Origin of the sequence: Pseudomonas sp. F8002 (genome assembly GCF_013385495.1) — a bacterium.
Classification (GTDB): domain Bacteria; phylum Pseudomonadota; class Gammaproteobacteria; order Pseudomonadales; family Pseudomonadaceae; genus Aquipseudomonas.
On record NZ_JACAPW010000019.1, the window covers coordinates 34,404 to 54,847 of the forward strand.

13 protein-coding genes are annotated in these 20,444 nt (G+C 60.0%); 9 read left to right on the forward strand and 4 right to left on the reverse strand.

Annotated elements, in window-relative coordinates; all coding sequences use genetic code 11:
* Nucleotides 1–36: 36 nt before the first annotated feature.
* From HX811_RS16425 to HX811_RS16440, 4 genes are all read left to right on the forward strand, one after another.
* Nucleotides 37–678: a DUF1345 domain-containing protein gene (locus HX811_RS16425; protein WP_177046560.1), complete on the forward strand. Its 642-nt coding sequence runs from the start codon at nucleotides 37–39 to the stop codon at nucleotides 676–678.
* An 82-nt stretch (nucleotides 679–760) separates the two neighbouring features.
* Nucleotides 761–1,600, forward strand: a complete 840-nt coding sequence (locus HX811_RS16430) for an AraC family transcriptional regulator (protein WP_177046562.1) — start codon at nucleotides 761–763, stop codon at nucleotides 1,598–1,600.
* Nucleotides 1,601–1,654: 54 nt separating this feature from the next.
* On the forward strand, nucleotides 1,655–2,254 hold the full coding sequence (locus HX811_RS16435) for a LysE family translocator (protein ID WP_177046564.1): 600 nt from the start codon (nucleotides 1,655–1,657) through the stop codon (nucleotides 2,252–2,254).
* A gap of 125 nt (nucleotides 2,255–2,379) precedes the next feature.
* Entirely contained in the window at nucleotides 2,380–6,228 is a 3,849-nt protein-coding gene (locus tag HX811_RS16440) for an Ig-like domain-containing protein (RefSeq protein WP_177046566.1), read from the forward strand.
* A gap of 104 nt (nucleotides 6,229–6,332) precedes the next feature.
* On the opposite strand, the gene HX811_RS16445 is transcribed toward HX811_RS16440, so the two are convergent.
* The 3 genes from HX811_RS16445 to HX811_RS16455 all read right to left on the reverse strand — a co-directional run bounded on the left by HX811_RS16445 (nucleotide 6,333) and on the right by HX811_RS16455 (nucleotide 12,995).
* Nucleotides 6,333–8,600, reverse strand: a complete 2,268-nt coding sequence (locus HX811_RS16445) for an autotransporter outer membrane beta-barrel domain-containing protein (RefSeq protein WP_177046569.1) — start codon at nucleotides 8,598–8,600, stop codon at nucleotides 6,333–6,335.
* Between the two features lie 230 nt (nucleotides 8,601–8,830).
* Nucleotides 8,831–10,864, reverse strand: coding sequence for a hypothetical protein (locus tag HX811_RS16450; RefSeq protein WP_177046570.1), 2,034 nt, complete (start codon nucleotides 10,862–10,864; stop codon nucleotides 8,831–8,833).
* Between the two features lie 142 nt (nucleotides 10,865–11,006).
* Complete coding sequence (locus HX811_RS16455; protein WP_177046572.1) at nucleotides 11,007–12,995, reverse strand: hypothetical protein; 1,989 nt, start codon at nucleotides 12,993–12,995, stop codon at nucleotides 11,007–11,009.
* Between the two features lie 276 nt (nucleotides 12,996–13,271).
* On the opposite strand from HX811_RS16455, the gene HX811_RS16460 reads away from it, so the two are divergent.
* From HX811_RS16460 to HX811_RS16480, 5 genes are all read left to right on the forward strand, one after another.
* Nucleotides 13,272–14,330, forward strand: a complete 1,059-nt coding sequence (locus tag HX811_RS16460; protein WP_177046574.1) for a LacI family DNA-binding transcriptional regulator — start codon at nucleotides 13,272–13,274, stop codon at nucleotides 14,328–14,330.
* An 88-nt stretch (nucleotides 14,331–14,418) separates the two neighbouring features.
* Nucleotides 14,419–15,201, forward strand: a complete 783-nt coding sequence (locus HX811_RS16465; RefSeq protein ID WP_177046576.1) for a sugar phosphate isomerase/epimerase — start codon at nucleotides 14,419–14,421, stop codon at nucleotides 15,199–15,201.
* Complete coding sequence (locus tag HX811_RS16470; RefSeq protein WP_177046578.1) at nucleotides 15,194–16,138, forward strand: sugar kinase; 945 nt, start codon at nucleotides 15,194–15,196, stop codon at nucleotides 16,136–16,138. The genes HX811_RS16465 and HX811_RS16470 overlap by 8 nt, the downstream gene beginning before the upstream one ends.
* Before the next feature lie 54 nt (nucleotides 16,139–16,192).
* Nucleotides 16,193–17,488 (forward strand): MFS transporter, encoded by a 1,296-nt coding sequence (locus HX811_RS16475; RefSeq protein ID WP_177029106.1) that lies wholly within the window; start codon nucleotides 16,193–16,195, stop codon nucleotides 17,486–17,488.
* Entirely contained in the window at nucleotides 17,488–18,465 is a 978-nt protein-coding gene (locus HX811_RS16480; RefSeq protein WP_177046581.1) for a D-glycerate dehydrogenase, read from the forward strand. The genes HX811_RS16475 and HX811_RS16480 overlap by 1 nt, the downstream gene beginning before the upstream one ends.
* A gap of 133 nt (nucleotides 18,466–18,598) precedes the next feature.
* Here the strand turns inward: HX811_RS16480 and HX811_RS16485 are convergent, their stop codons facing one another.
* A complete protein-coding gene (locus tag HX811_RS16485) occupies nucleotides 18,599–20,224 on the reverse strand; it encodes a methyl-accepting chemotaxis protein (protein ID WP_177046583.1) in 1,626 nt (541 codons plus the stop codon).
* Nucleotides 20,225–20,444 lie beyond the last annotated feature (220 nt).

Here is a 20,444-nt window from a genome sequence, read left to right on the forward strand (position 1 = left end):
GCTATGGTGCTTACACATCCCTGATTTGTGAGCGCCATGCCCTTCCTCGCACGCACCCACCCTCGCCTGTCCTCCGCCGCCGTCCTGGGCCTGGCGGTGGGGCTCCTGGCTCCCGCCGACACGATCATCAGCAAAATCCTCATCGGCTGGAACGCCGGGGTCTGGACCTACCTGGTGCTGATGCTGTGGCTCACCAGCCATTCCCGCGCCGATGACGTAAAGCGTATTGCCGAGATCGAAGACGAGAACGCCAGCCTGGTGCTGTTCATGGTGTGCATCGCGGCGATTGCCAGCCTGGCGACCATTACCTTTGAACTGGTGGGCAGCAAAGACCTGAGCAGTGCCGAGCGCCTGTTGCACTACGGCTTTACCGGCCTGACGGTGATCGGCTCATGGTTGCTGATCGGGGTGATTTTCAGCGTGCATTACGCGCGCCTGTATTACACCTGGGACGGCCCCGAGCCGGCGCTGCGCTTTGCCGAGGATTTGCGCACACCCAATTACTGGGACTTTCTGTACTTCTCGTTCACCATCGGTGTGGCGGTGCAAACCGCGGACGTCGGCGTGGCCACCCGCGGCCTGCGCAAGGTGGTGCTGGGGCAATCGTTGATCGGGTTTCTGTTCAACACGGCGATCCTGGGGTTCTCGATCAATATTGCCGCCGGATTGTTTGGATGAAGCTGCACAAACCTTCTAGACGCTAAGCCCCTGCAGGAGCGAGCTTGTTCGCTCTTGGAGTGTTCCACCCCATAGGTATTTTATGGCCGCCCACAACTGGATCGACCTGGCTCAGGACGCCGACACCGGCATCGAGACCCTGCGCGCGCATTTCGAGGGCCACGCCTACGACCCGCACTGGCACGACAGCTACCTGGTGGGCGTCACGGAGCAAGGTGTGCAGCAGTTCAACTGCCGGCGCACCCGCCATAACAGCGTGCCCGGCCAGGTGTTCCTGGTGGAGCCCGGCGAGCTGCACGACGGCGACGCGCCCACGGCGGACGGTTTTACCTACCACATGCTTTACCTCGACCCGCAGTGGTTGGCGCGGGAGGTCAGCGCAGTGTTCGAAGAAGCGTCGCTCGACAGCCAGCTGGGGTTTGCCAGCACCCTGGCCAGCGACCCGCGCCTGGCCCTGGCCACCAGCCGGGCCTTCCAGACCTTGCACGGGGGTGAGCTGCGCATCGTGCGGCAACAGGCGATGGACCAACTGCTCGAACGCCTCACTGCGCAACTGCACTGGCGCACCCGCTACCATGAAGACCCTCGCCTGCCACGGGTGGCGCACAAGGCCCGGGAATACCTGCATGCGCACCTGCAGCAAGACGTGGGCATGGATGAACTGGCGCTGGCCTGCGGCGTCGATCGCTTCCGCCTGACCCGCGCCTTCAAGAGCGCCTTCGGCTTGCCGCCCCATGCCTACCTGGTGCAACTGCGCCTGGCCCGCGCCCGGCATTGGCTGGCCAACGGCAAGCAACCCGCCGACGTGGCGATTGCCCTGGGTTTTGCCGACCAGAGTCACCTGGGGCGCTGGTTCGTGAGGGCGTATGGCCTGACGCCGGCGGCGTATCGCAAGCGCTGCTCAAATCTTCCAGACAGATAACAACACCCTTGTGAAGATTGACTCCATTGGCCTGCCTATAGGAGTCGTATCCCGGTGTTCCCTTCCCTGCTGCCTTTTTTGCTATTCGCCTTCGTAGCCTCCATCACCCCTGGCCCGACCAATATTCTTGTGCTGAGCAACAGCGCGCGTTATGGGCTGAAAGCGGCGCTGCCGATTATCCTCGGTGCTTGTGGCGGTGCGGCGGGGATTGTGCTGCTGGTAGGCTCCGGCGTTGGCCAGTCGCTGGCGCACTGGCCCCGGGTACAGGCAGCGATGCAATGGCTGGGGGTCGCCTGGCTCAGCTACCTTTCCTGGCAGATCTTCAGCGGCCCCGCCGAGTCAATCGACCCGGCTGCCGTGCAAAAACCCCTGGGCATGGCCGGCGCCGCCAGCCTGCAACTGGTCAACCCCAAGACCTGGATGATGGCCCTGGCGGTGGTGAGTGTGTTTGCCGGCAATGGCGATGAGCGCCAGAGCCATGTGCTGTACCTGTCGCTGGCGTTCTTTGTGATCGCCTTGCCGTGCCTCGGCGCGTGGGCATTGCTGGGGGTTGGAAGCAGCCGGGTGTTTCGTTCGCCCAAGGCCATGCAACGGTTCAACCGCTGCATGGCGGTCTTGTTGCTGGTCTCAAGCTGGCTGAGCGTCTGGGTGTAGACACAACCGTTCGTCGGCACTGTCAGTTTTCACAGCTATCCGCTATCGAGCCTGCGGGTGTTTGATTTCCCTTGCCTATATGCACAGCCAGTGCTGTGCGTGACTTCCAGCAAGGAGTGGTCAGCATGCCCAACCAACCGATCGACCCCGATGACAATGCCTCGGTCATTGAAGACCCAGCTGTACCTGTTTCCGACAGCCCCCTGGCCCTCCTTGAGCCCGCGCCTCTGCCGGTGATCACAGCTGAAGACCTGGCCCCGCCCTATTCGGCGTTCCCGCCGGTCTCGCTTGACCGGTATCCCGATGAACCTTACGCCTATGGCCTGGGCATTCGGCATGTTCAGCCCTATGCGTATTTCGTCCTGGAAAAATGGCACACCTGGGCCATCTTCGACGCCTTTGAGTTGTACCTCAATAACGATCTTCTGGCCGATGGTCTCGTCCTGGACGACAATGATCGTTACGGCCTGTACATCATCGCCGAACGCATGCCTGAAGGTGAAGTGCAAGTACGCGCGCGGGTACTGCGCGCAGGCAGTGGCCAGGAAAGCACCTCGCCGACGCAAAGCATATTGATCAAGACCACCCGTCCTGGCGGGATTGAGAACAATGGTGACGACAAATGGCACAGTAAACTCAGCCTGAGTGTCGACGGCTTGCCCGAAAGCAGCACGATCAACATGGACACGATCAGTCGCGGGTTATACGCCGTAATTGCGCCCTATCCGAACGTACGCAAGAACGACACCATCGAGTTCTATTGGGACGGGATTGAGATCAGGCACCTGGTCACGGCCGCCGAGGCCGCCGGTATCCAGCCGATCAGGGTATTTATCAGCCAGGAAAATATTCTCAAGGGCGGCCTCAACGGTGCACTCACCCTGCGCTTCAGGGTGTTCGATGTGGTTCAGAATTACTCAGGGGAAAAATACCAGTACTCCAAGCCGTATGGACTGGTCGCCGAACTGGACCCCAGCTTGATGAGCGCGCCGTTTTTCCTGGTGGATGACGCGGAAAGCCGGCAAATCGATTACGACACGCAAAGTAATTCACTGTTCGAAATCCTGTTGCAGACCCCACGGGTGACACCGGCCCCGCTGCCCCCAAACCAGGTCACGATTACCCTGACGGCCACACTGGCGGACGGCACGATCGAAGAACTGGTGCTTGATCCTGTCGAAGTCAGGAACGGTCGGGAAGAGATCTTCCCGGTGGACCGCGATTTGATCGAGCGCGTCATCGGCGGCTCGTTCAGGGCTTCATTCGTCTGGCACACCGCCACCGGTAAGCACCTCGGACAGTCAGGCAGTGTTACCGTGACGGTGGTGGGCACACCGACCTCGATGCCGGCAGTGACCGTGACCCCGAGCGAGTTGGGCTTGATCAACCCGGACGATGATGCGTTTATCAGCATCCCGTCGTACCAGCCCCACGCCTACGATTCAATGGAAACCCTGGTCATCGAGCAGATTGTTCCAGGGGGCGGTGGAATGCGCTATTCCGACCCGCAACTGGCCGGGGACCAAGGTGGCACGCGCCGGGTAACCAGCGAGGTGCTGCAACGTTTCAAGGGATTAGGTGACGTCGCGGTGTACTACCTGGTCGATGACGGCGCAGACAGCCAGTTGCATGCCTACGGTGCGCTGATTGAACGCAAATCCCGGGTGCTGACAGTACGCATCGACGAACGCCTCGAAACCATGCCGGCCCCCACCCTGCAGGGCGCGATCGACGGCAACGTCGACCCGGTTGACGTAGTGGGCGACAGCGTGTTGCTGACGCTACCCTATACGGCAACTACGAGCCGCGACCATATCCAATGGAACATTGTGGGCACGGGCACAGGCGGTTCCGCCAGCGGTTCGGTGACGATCAACGGTGCGACACAGGGCCAGCCACTGGTACTGCAGGTCAGCCGTGCGGTGCTGGATAACAACTTCGATGGCCAACTGCGCATCACCTACAGCCTGGAACGCGAAACCCCGCTGCCCAAACTCACCTTGCGCTCGTTTACAACCCTCCTGACCGTGGGCCGTGGCGTGGAACTGGATGCCCCTGAAGTCGTGGAAGCCGAGCAGTACCCTGACCGGCTTGACCCGCTGGCGGCTCAATCGGGTGCAACGGTGCTGGTGAAATACCGGCGCATGCGCGAGAGCGAATCGTTTTCGGTGAAATGGGTGACGACCGATCTGCTGGGCAGCACCGTCGAAACGGGTTGGGGCAACCCCGACACCAATGAAGTGAGCGTGCCGATATCGGCCCGCACCATTGCCAAGGGGATTCGCAACGAGCGTAACCGCATCAGTGTGCAATACAGTTTTACCCGCAGCGGGTTTCTCCATGAGTCGGATACTCTGAACCTGGACCTGCTGCCGTTGAGTGGGTTACCCACACCAACCATCGACGGGGTCGGCAACAGCGTGATCCTGCCGACAAACGAGCTCGTCGCTCAAGCCCGCACCCGTGTGGCGGCCTGGCCTTTGGCCTTTGAAGAGCAGTTCATGTGGCTGCAATACACGGGTACCAATACCGACGGCAGTGCGTTCAACCTGGACACTTTTATCGCCACCCCTGTAGGAGAAAGCGCCACCCTGGGTGTCTCGCAACCCATACCATTGGCGGAGCTGCAAGGCCTCAGGAACGAGTCGCACCTGACCATTCGCTTCTGGGTCAGCCTGGCCGAAAGCACTGATAAAAACACCGCAGTATTGTTTGGTGTGCGCGAGCATATTATCCAGTCGATCCCCGCCACGTTGCAGCGCCCGGCCTTTGCCAATCTGCAAGGCGCCAACTTGACCATCGACCCACAGGACTGGCAGAACAACGCCTATGTGGCGGTGGCCTATAACGAAATGACCGCGGCCCACAGTATCGCCCTCGAATGGATTTACCCGAACGGCACCAAGGCGACCATCCCGGCGCAGAACGGCAACACCAGTAAGCGCGTCGACTTTCAGATCAGCCGGGACATCCTCGCCAACAGCGCGGGCAAATTGATCGATCTCCGCTATATGGCGACGATAGGGACGACTACCGTCCCGTCAGAGACACAGAAGCTGAGCGTTAACCGTGTTCCGTCTTCGGCGCTGCCTCGGCCGCTGATCAATGGCGTCCCTGCAGGCGGTGAGTTGAACCTCAATAACTTCAGCACCAATGCCACCTTGAGTGTTGCCCCTTGGCCTTTGGCCGCAACGGGCCAGAAGGTCTGGGTGCAACTGACCAGGGCGGGCAGCGCGCCGTTGAATGTGCTGACAAACTACAGTCTTCCGGCGGGAGAAGTATCGACCGGTTTGGTGAACAAGGCGGTACTGCGCACATGGCTGGACGGGCTGCCTAACAACAGCACCATCACCGTAACGTGCAAGGTCACGTTTGATGGCAGCAGCGTTGAATCCACCGCCATTACGTTCCCCACTGCGACTTACAGGGTTATTACTTCACTGAGGATTGATCAAAGCCAGCTTAATTTGAATGGTATTAAGGTGATCACTAACTGGCCAGCAACCGGGCTGGACTGGCCAGGCAATACAGCAACCCGCACAGCAAGCGGCGGCGTGAGTAACTATAGCTACGCTTCCAGCAACCCTAATATTGCTTTTGTGGACGCCAACACAGGCAAAGTAACCGGCCTCCGTAACGGTCAAGCGACTATTACTGTGAGAGACAGGAACAACGTCTCGCGAGCGTACGCAGTGGTTGTTTCCAATATTTTTCAACTACGCATTAACGAAACACCGCAATCTCCACAAGCTCAAATAAATTGGATGAGATCAATTGGAGGCAGCATAGTTTCCACTTGGACGCTACTGCAAACACGCTACACCCCTCCGGCTCGCTCAATTCCGTACGGATTGTGTTATTTCGATGCTAGCGGCAGGTGGTATTTCTTTGTTCACGCGTCAAACAGCGGTACACCAATTTACTCCACTACCGGACGGCCGAATTGGCCGGCATGGTGCATCACTCCGCTTTAGCAAATAACCGGGACCAAATAACCGGGACAGATTTATTCAACTCCCAAAAACCCACCCACAAAAAAAGGAAGCCTCGGCTTCCTTTTTTCTTTACCTCCTCTTTCTTAGAAATCGTAACGCACTCCCACATTAACCCCCCACGGCTGATCCACCTTCTTGCCCTGGGCATGTTCAATATCAGCGTGCAGCTTGACGTTCTTCGACACCGACATCGCCACGCCCGCTGCCACTTCAATACGCGAACCGAACACATCGTTGTTGAAGCGCTGGTCGTTCACCTTGACCTTGTTGCTGTGGTTGAACTCATGGGCCAACGCGGTACGCAGGTAGGGCTGCAGCACCCCGCCGCTCTCCAGCTGGATATTCTTGCCACCTGTCACGCCCAGCTTGCCCACCACGGAAGCGGTGCGATCACCCTTGGCCTGCAGGCCGTTGTCCAGCTCGTAACTTTGCGCCTGGATAATCGCTGCGCTCAGTTGCGAGTACGGTTCGACAAAGTAACCGTCGTCAAGCTTGATATGCCGACCGACTTCCGCCGATGCGCTCACGGCGTTCTGCGTGTAGTTGCCCTTGGCACGCTTGCTGTCGCTCATGGTCACGTTGACCTCGTTGTGCAAGCGGTTGAGCTTGACCACGCCGTCGAAGTACAGCCCGCTCTCGTCGTCGATCCAGGTGGCATACCCCCCCAGGTAGTAGCTGTTGACCTTGCCGCTGCCGGAAGTGTTGGCGCTGATGTCGGACGTGCTGTGACCCGCCATGACACCGGCCATCCACTGGCCATCTCCGCCCGACAATGGCGCATCGGCACCCAGGCTCAGGCCACGCTGGTTTTGCGTGTAGCCACCACCGTCCTTGTTCCCGGCTACCTCGTATTTGTTACCGTAGCCACGCATCCAGAACCCGTTGCTCTGGCCGTCGCTGAAGCGCAGTTCGCCCATGCGGGTACGCAGCAGGGACATCTCGCCGTACAGCACGGTGGGGGCCGTGTTGAACAACGCCATCACGGTTTTGGTGCTGTTGCTGGTGCCACGACGGTTAGGGTCGAGGTACCAGTCGGTGTCTTCCTTCTTCAGCCCGTAGGAATAGGCGCCCACATCCACGGTGTCGCCGTCCAGCGAGAAGTGCGCATCGCCGCCCTCAGTGTGCACCACGCGAATCGGCAGGGCACTCGCCAACTCGGAGCCGGTCGCCGCCAACAGCAGGCTGTGGTTGCCCGTGGCAACCCCGTTGACGTTGAGCAAGTCGGTCTGGCCGGTGCTGAAGTCGGTGTGCATCACATAGCTGCCGTCACCCGACAGGCTGTTGACGTCCAACTGGAAGAACTCATCGGCGCCGCCAAAGTGCACGGTGCCGCCGCCCATGATCAGGTCGCCGACTGAACTGTCATCCACCAGCATCCAGTGGGACGCAGAATTAACGCTCAACTCGGCGACGTTCTGCAGTTTGCCGGTGAGCCAGGAGCCATTGTTGAGCTGCAACCTGGCGGTGCTGCCGTCTTCGACCACGACGTCACCGACCAGGAAGCTGCGGTCGACGTTCATGTTGGCAGTGGCGCCGTTCATGACTTCCAGCAGCACACCGTTTGCGCCGGTCAGCGTGGATCCGTTGAGTACATGAATATCAGCAAGGGTGGATTCCCCGGGCCTGAACGAGCCGACCTGAATCGCCGAACCGGTCTTGCCCTCGACGCTCGAGCGGTCGAGGATCAGGCTGCTGGCGACAGTCGGGTCGTTATCCACGCCCATCTTCACGCCAATGTTTCCACCAACGATGCTGGTATTGAACGCACGGGCCTGGCCACTGAACAGGTCGATACCCACGCCATTATCAGCGGTCGCCTCGACACGCGAATCAGTCAGGTCCAGCACGCTGTAGGCACTGGCCAAGGCACCGCGGGTGCTGCCGGTGATGTGGCTGTTGACGACCGTGACGCTGGAACCATTGGTGTCGCCCAGGGAACGGGCCGCAGTCAGCCCGGTTCCGTTGTTGTGGGTAACGTTGCTGTTGGTGATCAGCACGTTGCTGCCCGTGACACGCACCGCGGCGACTGCCGAATCCCGCGCGACGACGTCCGAACCATCTATGCGGATGTCGGAGTTCATTGCGGTAATGTCCCGGGTGCTGCTGCCGGCATTGACAATCAGGGTTGCGGAATTGGCAGTGATTTGCAGGGTGGGCACTCCCAGAACCGTCAGGCGGGAACCTGCACGCAATTCAAAACTGTCAGGGCGCGGGCCAGGCCGCACCGTTTCATCCGGGCCGGTCACGACACGCGCCTCGGACAGCTGCGCCATGAACATCAACAGTGTGACGGCCTTGGCCTTGAAGGCAAGGCTTAAGGGAGTTGGTTTGAAATTGAATGGAGCTGACATCTTTACGGACCTCTGGGTTGGCGTTCCTTTACGGAAAAAACTGGCCGGTTCCGAAAAGCGTGTGGACCCTGCCAATCAAGCGGCGCCCAAGGTACCCAGAGCTGTTCCCAACATCTGTAGGACTAATCCCAAGGTGCTGTACTGAAAGTGAATGCAGTTTGTAGTCGACCCAAAGGCAAAAATGCCAAAGAGGAGCAAGGCTCCTCTTTGGCAACAGGCTTCAAACAGTATTAAGGAAGCGGGACGTCAGTGCCGTCGCAGTATTGGCCATTTGTTCCACCTACCCGAACCCCGCGAACAAGAGGATGGGCTTCATCGGAAGGTAATAGTCCTTCAGGCAGGCTGATGGTGTACCAGATCCGCGCGGAGCCGGCCAGCCTTGCAGCCGAGTTGGGCTGGATGGGTTTGTAGATGGTCGCATAGGGCCCCAGCAACATTTCGAACCCCGAATTGATCATGGCTTGCGTGAGCGGTATGGAGTTCACCTGACCCACTGCTGCCGTGACCTCTGTCATTCCTGCATCGTCGCTGTAGCCCTGCCAGTGCAGCGTAACTACCATCCTCAGTTCAAAGTGCTCCGAAGACGGAATAAACACCACAACGTTCCCGGGAGGATTTTCAGGCCTGAACGAACCGCAGTTGATCGACCCCGCTGTCGACAGATGTCGTACCTGCGGCGCGGCAAGCTCTTTGAAGTTGGCGTTCACCGTCACCGTCGTGTCAGGGGAAAACTGACGGTTGGTGCTGGCTCCTTGGGCAATGGTGTAGAACACCGTCTTGCGGCCATTGCCGTGACGCTCAATGAAGCTCCACGGGATTGAGAGCGGAATCACCTGGCCAGCCGAGGCGCCGGTCACCGGTCGGGTAACAACGAGTTCGCCCGAATAGTAAAGGCGGATCGTAAAGTCGCTGGCATCCGGTGTGGGTGCCGTACTCCATAACGTTACCCGGGCAATCGCAGGCCGGTTTGCGTGGTCGCGCTCCAGCACGTCGTCGGGGCCCTCGGTACCGATTGCGTCTACCCCTTTCACGACTACGGGCAGCAGGTCATCGTTGATCGGGTCCGGGCCAATGGGAGTGGGGCCGACAACAAACAGGTCCAGGTTGACGGTGGTGGTCGGTATCGCCGGGTAGTCGACAGATCGCCGCCGCACCACATAGGAAACCGTCAACGGCAATAGCCCTCGAGTGGCGCCATAGAGGTCTTCCAATACCCTGTACGGAACGTGAACTTCCGCCGGGAACCGGCTGCTGCCCAGCGGCTGGGCAGGCAAGGTCACGGTGGTGATGCTCGTCCTCAGTGTGACGAGGATTTCATCTCCATCGGCGCTGCGCAGAAAGTTCGTATATTCAGGAATACGCACGATCATGCCGCCGTCCAGCCCTACATCCTCCCGATCAATCAATTCGTCGCTGGGGGGAGAGGTTCGGTTAACCAGCGGTGCCAGCAGGTTCTCGGGGGCCGGAAACAGACCCACGTCCAGGCTGTAGGAAGCAGAAAGCCGCGCCGGGTTTCCTGCTGCGTCGAACAACTCATACCGCAAACTGCGCAGGCCATCCGGGCTGGCGTCAACCACGGACAATGGCAATGGGAAGCTCAGGTCCGCAGGCAGATTCCAACGTGGCGAAGGATCAGGCGGGCTGGGGGCATAGGGCTGATCGGAACCATTATAGTAAAGATACGCCCAATCACCCGCAGCGCGACCTTGCGCCACATAATCCGGGATCGTAAACACTGCGGACTCATTGGGCTTGCCTTCAAAGTAGTCACGGTCGGCAGGTGTGGGCAGGTCGGCAGGTGGTATGGGCGCCGGCGGCGCACCGGCGAAGCTGGCATACGGTGGTGTCAGGTCAACGATAACGATCTGCGGAACTGATCGGGTCTCGTTGTCAGGACCCGCAACGTAAACCTCGTACATGATCTCGTACCGCCCTGCGGGCCGCCGACCTTGAGCGATGTTCACCGGTATCTCAGGCCCTGGGTTAACAACGGTAAACGAATAAATGGGATCGCCCCACTCGCTGTCATCGAAATTTTTCCACCAGACAGTGACTGTATCGGGAGCAGCCGGATTGGTACTGAAGTCAGGCCATCGTGGAATGAAGAAATTCATATTCTCACGCAGGCTGAATTCCCGTGAGATCAATCCAGGAAAGCCAGGCACCCCACCTTCAAGACGACCATCAGGCAAATTGAAGACACCCGGATCGGCACTTCGATTCTTTGCATAGTTACGGATAAAGTCGATCGTTTCCTTTTTCATTACTTGCCTCCAGATATTAAGACGAACTACACCACACACACTTCCCTATCATTGACATAGCCGTTCGCGTCGCGAGACAAAGCGCCTGCACGCCTCTCACACGCCGACTATTCCCTGCACAACGACAAATACACCCAGCTTTTTAATCTTTGACCAAAGTTGCCTTCCCATCACTAGTGCAACTAATAACATCACCCGGTTTGCAAAACCCACCCGCTGGAAAGGTCAGGTCAACACGGACATGTCCGGTCCCCTTGACGTCTGGCCGGGAGTCACCCACCTTGCCCAGGTTGCGCCACACTTCGAAACTGGCGACAGCTGAACCGAAGTCGCGCATAGGCTCCAGGGTCCGGTCGAACGGTTCCACCACAACGTTAATGCCGTTATCAATATGGGGTTGCAGCACCTGGATGGTTGCGTCGTATTCAGTGCCGGCAATAGGATCAACCCAGTTATTACGCGCATAGCCTTGCCAGTGAAAACGCACTTCATCGTTAAGTTGCAAGCCGATATTGCCCGGGATCAACCAATGCACGCCATATAAAGCCGAAGGCGAAGAACAACAGGTCACATACTCGTTAGTCAGGGTGTGCTGAACTTGCGGAGGGGTAAAATCAATCAGCGCCGTCACATCGACATTCACAAAAGTTGGCGGTGACTGTTGTTCGTTGACCCCATTACTGGTGAGGTAATGGACCGGCAGACGTGGATTGACCGTCCCCTCGATCAGAGCCCAGGGGATATCGGTAAACCACACCAGTTGCCCTCCCACCTCCCCCAACTGCACGCGATGGCTGGCCACCGGGCCAACACCGTTCCAGAACAGACTGAGCAATTGACCCGCAACCGGGTCTGCAAACAAAGGAACATATGCCTGGGCATCCAGCCCACGATCCAGATGATTGAGCTGATTGGGAGTCCTGGAGCCGCGCCCTATCACCGTGACACTGGCCAGGGTCGGGTTAAGCAATGCGGGCGCATTGAAATGGTCCTGGCCGGCAATCGTCAGGTCGACATTGAACCGTTCCGATAAGGAACGAAATGGAGGCAGGGCTCCGCGAATGATTTCGTAGCGCACCACCGCCGCTTCGGGAACCAGTACAGGCGCAGGCCCCCTGAGGGTCAGCCATGGAATTTCCACATCACAAGGGAACCCCAGTACTGGCTGCGGGACTGTCGGACGGGCATTCCAGTAGGCGATTACCTGGTCCCCCGGCGCCCAATCGTCGTAGGCGGGGTCAATGCGCATGAACACGCCACGACGTGCATCATCGCGCTTGATAAGGCTGTCGTCGTATGCCGGTGGCCGAATTTGCGGACGCGGCAAGTTGCTCGGTAACGGCGTCAGTGCCAGCTGAAACAGCAGTCCGGCACTCTGACTGCTGAAATTGCCTGCCTCGTCAAAAATGCGGTAGAAAATATAGGCGTCACCGTTGTTCAACCTGCGAAAAATATCGGGGTCCACGTAAGCAACCAGCGGGTCTGAGGCTAACGCGATCACGTACTCGGCGTCCGCCGCGCTTAGCGGCGGGTTATCCCGGTTGGACAGGTAGAATTCAATCCGGTCCTTGTCCGAGCGCACGGTGTAGAACGGAATATTGAACGCCACCGGCACGTTATCGAGCAGGTATTGCTCATCGACGTTCGGGGTCGGGGCAACTGCAAAATCCACAGTATCCAGAGGGTTCAGTAACTCAGGCGAGTCCAGATCGATGGTGAGCGTTCTCCTGGGATTCAGCACACCGACGCCGCCAAAGGAGTCCTCAACCGAGTAGTAGAGTTGCGCGGTGCCGGAGCCCTCATCAGTCAATCGTGACAGGGGCACCTCCAGTGAGATAACCGCAGGCAGAGGGGGTGGCGGGCCAAACACCTGCCGCGAATCAACCACCTCATCGACACCCGCCCACACCCAGTGGAGGCGCACGGTGTGCGGCTCATCCAGCGGCTCGGGTCGCGGGTTCCACATCGGGATGTTGACCTGCAGCGGGCCCTGCAGGCGCGAGCGCGGGATCAGGCCCCGTGGGTCACCACTGTCGACGCCGGGTATGTCCATCGGGTCCAGCAACACAGTGCCCCCGTCGTCCGCGCCCAAGGGTTTGATCAGGTAAGTGGATTCAGAGACGTCAGACATGGGTTCAATCCTCAACACGGTGGACAGTGGCCTGCCGGCAGACGGCGTGTGTATACCAAGTGGCGTTGAGAGAATTAAGCGCCCGATTCCTTCGTCCGGATACTGTCAGAATTAACAGGTAGGCCCCTCCATTCGTCGCTTTTGCTCGGCCTTGCTGCCAGGGCGGTTACTGAGCAGCGCTTGACGAAATTTCCTACTTGGTGTTTCCTGAAACCGGTTTCAGGGATTGGTTTCGCCTTGGAACCCAGATAAATCCAATAAGAAAGGCCCGCCGCCGTGACTACTTTTTCCGCCGCCCAACGCAGCCGCGTGACCATGCTTGACGTCGCCGAGCGCGCCGGTGTGTCCAAGGCCAGCGTGTCGCGCTTTATCGGCGACGACCGTGCCCTGCTCTCCGATGCCATCGCCCTGCGCATCGAGCAGGCCATCGATGAGCTGGGCTATCGCCCCAACCAGATGGCCCGCGGCCTGAAACGCGGGCGCACCCGCCTGATCGGCATGCTGGTAGCCGATATCCGCAACCCCTATTCGATTGCCGTGATGCATGGCGTGGAAACCGCCTGCCGCCAGCACGGCTACAGCCTGGTGGTGTGCAACACCGACCGCGATGACGAGCAGGAGCGCCAGCACCTGGCGGCCCTGCGTGCCTACAATATCGAAGGGCTGATCGTGAATACCCTGGGCCATCACCTGGACCAATTGCTGGAACTGCAACGGGAAATGCCCCTGGTGCTGGTGGACCGCAAGGTCGAACCGCTGCACAGCGACCTGGTAGGGCTGGACAACCCGGTGGCGGTGCGCATGGCCGTGGAGCATCTGGAACAGCAAGGCTATCGCGACCTGCTGTTGGTGACTGAAGCCACCGACGGCACCAGCTCGCGGCTTGAGCGCCTGGACAGTTTCAAGGCGGAAATTGCCAACCGTCCGACATTGACCGGCGCCGTACTGGAGTTGGACGGCAAACTGGAACAGCGTCTGCGAAAGTTTCTGGCCAAATCCGGCCCCAAGGCGTTGTTCTGCGCCAACGGAATCGCGGCACTGGCCTGTACCCGTGCATTGAAAAATCTGGGCTGCGACCTGTTTGATGACGTAGGCCTGATCGCCCTGGATGACCTCGACTGGTACCCGCTGGTGGGCAACGGCATCACCGCCCTCGCCCAGCCCACCGAGGCCATCGGCGCCAAGGCCTTCGACTGTTTGCTCAAGCGTTTGCGCGGCGATACCGAGCCGACGCGCACCCTGGATTTCTTGCCGCAACTGATTATCCGGGGCTCGACCCAATCCCTTGTGGGAGCTGGCTTGCCGGCGATAACGGTTTCTCCGGCGAAGCAGTAGGCGGCTGACCGCCGCCATCGCAGGCAAGCCAGCTCCCACACGTTTATTTTGCGAATAAAAATGAAACCGGTTTCAGAGGTACACAACAATGCATAAATACCCCGTCTCCATCAGCCTTTCCAGTTACGGCGCCGACCTGGTCCGCCAGCAAGGCCAGTTGAGTTTCGTCGAGGTGCTGGCTGCCGCCGGCGCGCAACGCATCGAATGGCGCGAAGAGCTGCTGACCACCGAACACCCCCATGAGCTGGCGCAAGCCGCAGCCGATCAAGGCCTGGAGTGCGTGTTCTCGTCGCCCCTGGAACTCTGGGTGGCCGGTCGCTCACAGCCCAATGCCGAACTGGCCGCCACCCTCGACCGCGCCCAGGCATTCGGCGCCCGCTGGCTGAAAGTCTCCCTGGGCTATTTCACCGACACCAACGACCTCGACAGCTTGAGCGCCCTGCTCAACCGGCACCCGGTCAAGCTGCTGGTGGAAAACGACCAGACCCTGCACGGCGGGCGCATCGAGCCGATGCAGCGCTTTTTCAACGAAATCGAGCGGTTGGCGGTGCCGGTGAAAATGACCTTCGATATCGGCAACTGGCAATGGCAGGACCAATCGGCGACCACCGCTGCACGCCTGCTCGGCCGCCATGTGGATTACCTGCACTGCAAGGCCGTGGCCCGCCGCGCCGACGGCAAGCTGGTGGCCCTGCCGCCGGGCGCCGCCGACCTGCATCTGTGGGAACAACTGCTCAAGCACATGACTCAAGGTATTACCCGGGCCGTGGAATTTCCGCTGCAAGGCAATGACCTGGTGCCGGTCACCGCCCAGCAGGTCGCCGCCCTCGCCGTCCTCGGCCAGCCCCGCGTGGAGAACGCCCATGTCTGAGATCGATATCCTGTCGTTTGGTGAAACCATGGCGATGTTTGTCGCCGAACAGACCGGCGACCTGGCCCAGGTTGCCCAGTTTCACAAGCGCATTGCCGGCGCCGACAGCAACGTCGCCATCGGCCTGTCACGCCTGGGCTTCAACGTCGCATGGCTGAGCCGCGTGGGTGCCGATTCCCTCGGGCGCTTCGTGGTGGACACCTTGCAGAACGAAGGCCTGGACTGCACCCATGTGGCGGTGGACCCGCAGCACCCCACGGGCTTTCAACTCAAATCCCGCGAGGAAGCCGGCGATGATCCGCAGGTGGAGTACTTCCGCCGTGGCTCGGCCGCCAGCCATCTGTCGGTCGAAGCGATCAAGCCTGAGCTGTTGCAAGCCCGGCACCTGCACGCCACCGGCATTCCGCCGGCGCTGTCGGACGCCACCCGCGACCTGTCGCGCCAGTTGATGACGCAAATGCGCGAGGCCGGGCGCAGCGTGTCCTTCGACCCGAACCTGCGCCCGTCCCTGTGGGCGAACGAGCAACGCATGATCAGCGAAATCAACGCCCTCGCCTGCCTGGCGGACTGGGTGTTGCCGGGCTTGAGCGAAGGCCGCTTGCTCACCGGCTTTGAAGACCCGGCCGACATCGCCGCGTTTTACCTCGACCAGGGCGTGGAAGCCGTGGCCATCAAGCTCGGGCCCCACGGCGCGTATTACCGCACCCAGCTGGACCAGGGGTTTGTCGCCGCCGTGCCAGTGGCCAAGGTGGTCGACACGGTCGGCGCCGGCGATGGATTTGCCGTGGGCATGATCAGCGCGCTCCTGGAAAACCTGAGCTTCAGCGAAGCCGTGCAGCGCGGCAACTGGATCGGCAGCCGCGCGGTGCAGAGCCGTGGCGACATGGAAGGCTTGCCGTTCAGGACCGATCTGCCTCACACGCAAAAAGCCGGCTAATCAGAGTTACCCGTTACCTGTTGCCACAACTACAACAAGCTCAGGAGCAACCTTATGGAACCGTTGAAACTCGCCACCCGCCGTTGGTGGTACATCATGCCCATCGTGTTTATCACCTACAGCCTGGCGTACCTGGATCGCGCCAACTACGGCTTTGCCGCCGCCTCCGGGATGGCCGAAGACCTGATGATCACCCCGGGCATGTCGTCATTGCTCGGTGCGCTGTTCTTCCTCGGCTACTTTTTCTTCCAGGTGCCCGGTGCGATCTACGCGCAGAAACGCAGCGTGAAGAAGCTGATTTTCGTCAGCCTGATCCTGTGGGGCGGCCTGGCCACCCTGACCGGCATGGTGTCCAACGCCTACATGCTGATCGTGATCCGCTTCATGCTCGGGGTGGTCGAAGCCGCTGTGATGCCGGCGATGCTGGTGTACCTGTGCCACTGGTTCACCCGCGCGGAACGCTCACGGGCCAACACCTTCCTGATCCTCGGCAACCCGGTGACCATGATGTGGATGTCGGTGGTCTCGGGCTACCTGGTACAGCATTTCAGCTGGCGCTGGATGTTTATCATCGAAGGTTTGCCGGCGGTGCTGTGGGCGTTTATCTGGTGGAAGCTGGCGGATGAAAAACCCGCAGACGCCAAATGGCTGAGCGCCCAGCATAAAAAAGACCTGGAAACCGCCCTCGCCGAAGAACAAGTGGGCATCAAGGCGGTAAAGAACTACGCCGAGGCCTTTCGCTCACCCAAGGTGATCATCCTGGCGCTGCAGTTTTTCTGCTGGAGCATCGGCGTGTATGGCTTCGTGCTGTGGCTGCCGTCGATCCTCAAGGCCGGCCTGAAAATGGACATGGTCGAGGCCGGCTGGCTCTCGGCGCTGCCGTACCTGGCGGCGGTGATCGGCATGCTGGCGGTGTCCTGGGGCTCGGACAAACTGCAAAAACGTAAACGTTTTGTGTGGCCACCGTTGCTGATCGCCTCCATCGCGTTTTATGCGTCCTACGTGCTCGGCGCCGAACACTTCTGGTGGTCGTACACCCTGCTGGTGATCGCCGGGGCCTGTATGTATGCGCCTTACGGGCCGTTTTTTGCGATCGTCCCGGAAATCCTCCCGGCCAATGTCGCCGGCGGCGCCATGGCGCTGATCAACAGCATGGGCGCCCTCGGTTCGTTCGGCGGTTCTTACCTGGTGGGCTACCTCAACAGCAGCACCGGTTCCCCCGGCGCTTCGTACCTGCTGATGAGCGGTGCGTTGCTGGTGTCGGTGGTGTTGACGATCTTTCTCAAGCCCGGCGCCAGCGACCGCGAGCGCGCCCCGCTGCACTCCCTTGAATTGAAGGTAAAGACCTGATGAAAAAGTCTGTCGTGCTCTACAAGAAACTCTCTGCACCGCTGATGGCCCGCCTGCATGAACAGGCCGAGGTCACGCTGATTGAATCGCTGGATGAAAGCGGCCTGGCCAAACTGCGTGAAGCCTTGCCGACCGCTCAGGGCTTGCTCGGTGCCAGCCTGCGCCTGGATGCCAAGCTGCTGGATCTGGCGCCAAGCCTTGAGGCCGTGGCCAGCGTGTCGGTCGGCGTCGACAACTACGATATCGACTACCTGACCGAGCGCGGCATCCTGCTCAGCAATACCCCCGACGTACTGACCGAAACCACCGCCGATACCGGCTTCGCCCTGATCCTGGCGACCGCCCGGCGCGTGGTGGAACTGGCCAATATGGTGCGTGCCGGCAACTGGAACCAGAACATCGGCCCGCTGCATTTCGGCAGCGACGTGCATGGCAAGACCCTGGGCATTATCGGCATGGGCCGGATAGGCGAAGCATTGGCCCAGCGTGGGCACTTCGGGTTTGGCATGCCGGTGATCTACCACAGCCACTCGCCAAAACCTGCGGTGGAGGCGCGGTTTGACGCGCAATACCGCAGCCTGCCGGACCTGCTCCGGGAAGCCGACTTTGTGTGCCTGACCTTGCCGCTGACGGCTGAAACCGAAGGTTTGATCGGTGCTGAAGAGTTCGCGCTGATGGGCCCGGAGACGATCTTTATCAACATCTCCCGAGGCAAGGTGGTGGACGAGGCGGCGCTGATCGAGGCGTTGCAACAGCGCACCATTCGTGCGGCGGGGCTGGATGTGTTTGTGCGCGAGCCACTGCAGCATGACTCGCCGTTGTTGCGTTTGAACAATGTGGTGGCGACACCGCATATCGGTTCAGCGACTCATGAGACGCGGGAGGCGATGGCCAAGTGTGCGGTGGACAATCTGCTGGCGGCGCTGGCGGGTGAGAAGCCGAAGAACCTGGTGAACCCAGCCGCCTGGAAACACTGACTACTGAAACACCACAGCACCCAATGTGGGAGCGGGCTTGCTCGCGAAAGCGGTGTGTCAGCCACCGAATGCATCAACTGATACACCGCTTTCGCGAGCAAGCCCGCTCCCACATTTTTGATCGCATTTCAGATTAAATGACGAACCTGGCCACCATCCCGTTCAAATCCACCGCCAGGCGCGACAGTTCGTGACTGGCGGCTGAAGTCTGGTTGGCACCCGCCGCCGACTGTGTCGCCAGGTCGCGGATGTTCACCAGGTTGCGATCCACTTCGCGAGACACTTGAGCCTGTTCTTCCGACGCACTGGCGATCACCAGGTTGCGCTCGTTGATCAGGCTGATGGACTGGGTGATCTGCTCCAGGGCCACACCGGCAGCCCGCGCCATTTCCAGGGTGCTTTGGGTGCGCTGGTTGCTCTGCTGCATGGACTGCACCGCTTCACCCGTACCGCTCTGGATACCGGCGACCATTTTCTCGATTTCCTGGGTCGACTGCGCCGTGCGATGGGCCAGGGCCCGCACTTCGTCCGCCACCACCGCAAAACCACGCCCGGCTTCACCGGCACGCGCCGCTTCAATCGCCGCGTTGAGGGCCAGCAGGTTGGTTTGCTCGGCAATCGCGCGAATCACATCCAGTACCTTGCCAATGTCACGGCCCTGGGTGGCCAGGCCTTCGATCAACACCGAGGTGTTTTGCACGTCCTGGGTCATGGTCTGGATCGCGCCGACGGTTTCCACCACCCGGTCGCGCCCTTCCCGCGCAGCCTGGTTGGATTGGCTGGACGCCTCGGAGGTGGACACCGCGTTGCGCGCCACTTCTTCCACGGCGGCCGTCATTTCGTTGACCGCGGTGGCGGCCTGGTCGATTTCGTTGTTTTGCTGTTGCAGGCCCTTGGAGGCTTCTTCGGTGACGGCGCTGAGCTCTTCAGCGGCGGAGGCCAACTGCGTGGCTGAGCCGGCGATGTGCTGGATGGTCTGGCGCAGGTTGTTCTGCATCGCGGCCAGGGCGCCGATCAGGCGGGCCGGTTCGTCCTTGCCGTCGTCTTCGATCGCTTTGCTCAGGTTACCGCCAGCGATGGTTTCAGCAACCTCCAGCGCTTTGCGCAAGGGCGTCACGATACTGCGCGTCAGCAGCCAGGCCAGCAGTACGGTCATCAACGCAGCAATCACGGAGACTGCGATGATGCCAGTGATTGCATCCTGATAACTTTGCCCGGCCTCGGTGTCGGCCTGCTTCGCGTCAGCAGCGTTGATGGCAATCAGTTTATTCAACTGCTCGCCCATCTGATCAGTGCCGTCCTTGATACGGCTATTGATCAAGGCACGCATCTCTTCGACCTTGTTCTGCTGCGAAAGGGCCACCATCTCGGCCTGGGCCTTCAGATAATTGTCGAGCGTGAGGGCGAACGTTTTGTACAGCGCCGCCTCTTCATTCCCGGCTGGCATCCCTGCATAAGCGGCCTGTGCCGTCTTGACCTTGTCCACCAGCACACCCATGCGGGTTTGAGCCTCATCCAGAGCCGCCGGCTCACGGTTTACCAGCACACGAAAAGAGAGAATCCGCAGGCGCAGGACGTTTTCGGTCATGGTCGCCAGATACCCGACGCTGGGCAGTTGGTTGGAGCTCATGTCGACCGATGCCTGACGAATCAGGGTCATGCGGTTCACCGCAAACACCCCAAGAATAACGACAAGCAACGCGATGAAGGCAAAACCGAGAAAAGCTCGAGGTGCGATATTCAGGTTACGAAGGGACATAGGGGGCGCTCTTAGAAGTAGTGGCTGCGAGCATCCCTGCCGCGACACGGTCAGTGGGCGTCAACGCGCCGCTCTGACCGGCTGGCGCCACTGTTGTAATAGGTATGTGGGCCTATAAACGGTATCGGCCGGCTTGAGGATTTAATGGGGGATGTTTCGAAATTTTTTTTCACACTTCTGACAACTGGCACTTTCTGGCATCCTGCGCCTCCTTTTTCTT

Coding starts and splice junctions, on each gene's coding strand:
- HX811_RS16430 (WP_177046562.1), top strand. CDS start 761: ATGGCCGCCCACAACTGGATCGACCTGGCTCAGGACGCCGACACCGGC.
- HX811_RS16445 (WP_177046569.1), bottom strand. CDS start 8,600: ATGTCAGCTCCATTCAATTTCAAACCAACTCCCTTAAGCCTTGCCTTC.
- HX811_RS16425 (WP_177046560.1), top strand. CDS start 37: ATGCCCTTCCTCGCACGCACCCACCCTCGCCTGTCCTCCGCCGCCGTC.
- HX811_RS16440 (WP_177046566.1), top strand. CDS start 2,380: ATGCCCAACCAACCGATCGACCCCGATGACAATGCCTCGGTCATTGAA.
- HX811_RS16465 (WP_177046576.1), top strand. CDS start 14,419: ATGCATAAATACCCCGTCTCCATCAGCCTTTCCAGTTACGGCGCCGAC.
- HX811_RS16455 (WP_177046572.1), bottom strand. CDS start 12,995: ATGTCTGACGTCTCTGAATCCACTTACCTGATCAAACCCTTGGGCGCG.
- HX811_RS16475 (WP_177029106.1), top strand. CDS start 16,193: ATGGAACCGTTGAAACTCGCCACCCGCCGTTGGTGGTACATCATGCCC.
- HX811_RS16480 (WP_177046581.1), top strand. CDS start 17,488: ATGAAAAAGTCTGTCGTGCTCTACAAGAAACTCTCTGCACCGCTGATG.
- HX811_RS16485 (WP_177046583.1), bottom strand. CDS start 20,224: ATGTCCCTTCGTAACCTGAATATCGCACCTCGAGCTTTTCTCGGTTTT.
- HX811_RS16470 (WP_177046578.1), top strand. CDS start 15,194: ATGTCTGAGATCGATATCCTGTCGTTTGGTGAAACCATGGCGATGTTT.
- HX811_RS16450 (WP_177046570.1), bottom strand. CDS start 10,864: ATGAAAAAGGAAACGATCGACTTTATCCGTAACTATGCAAAGAATCGA.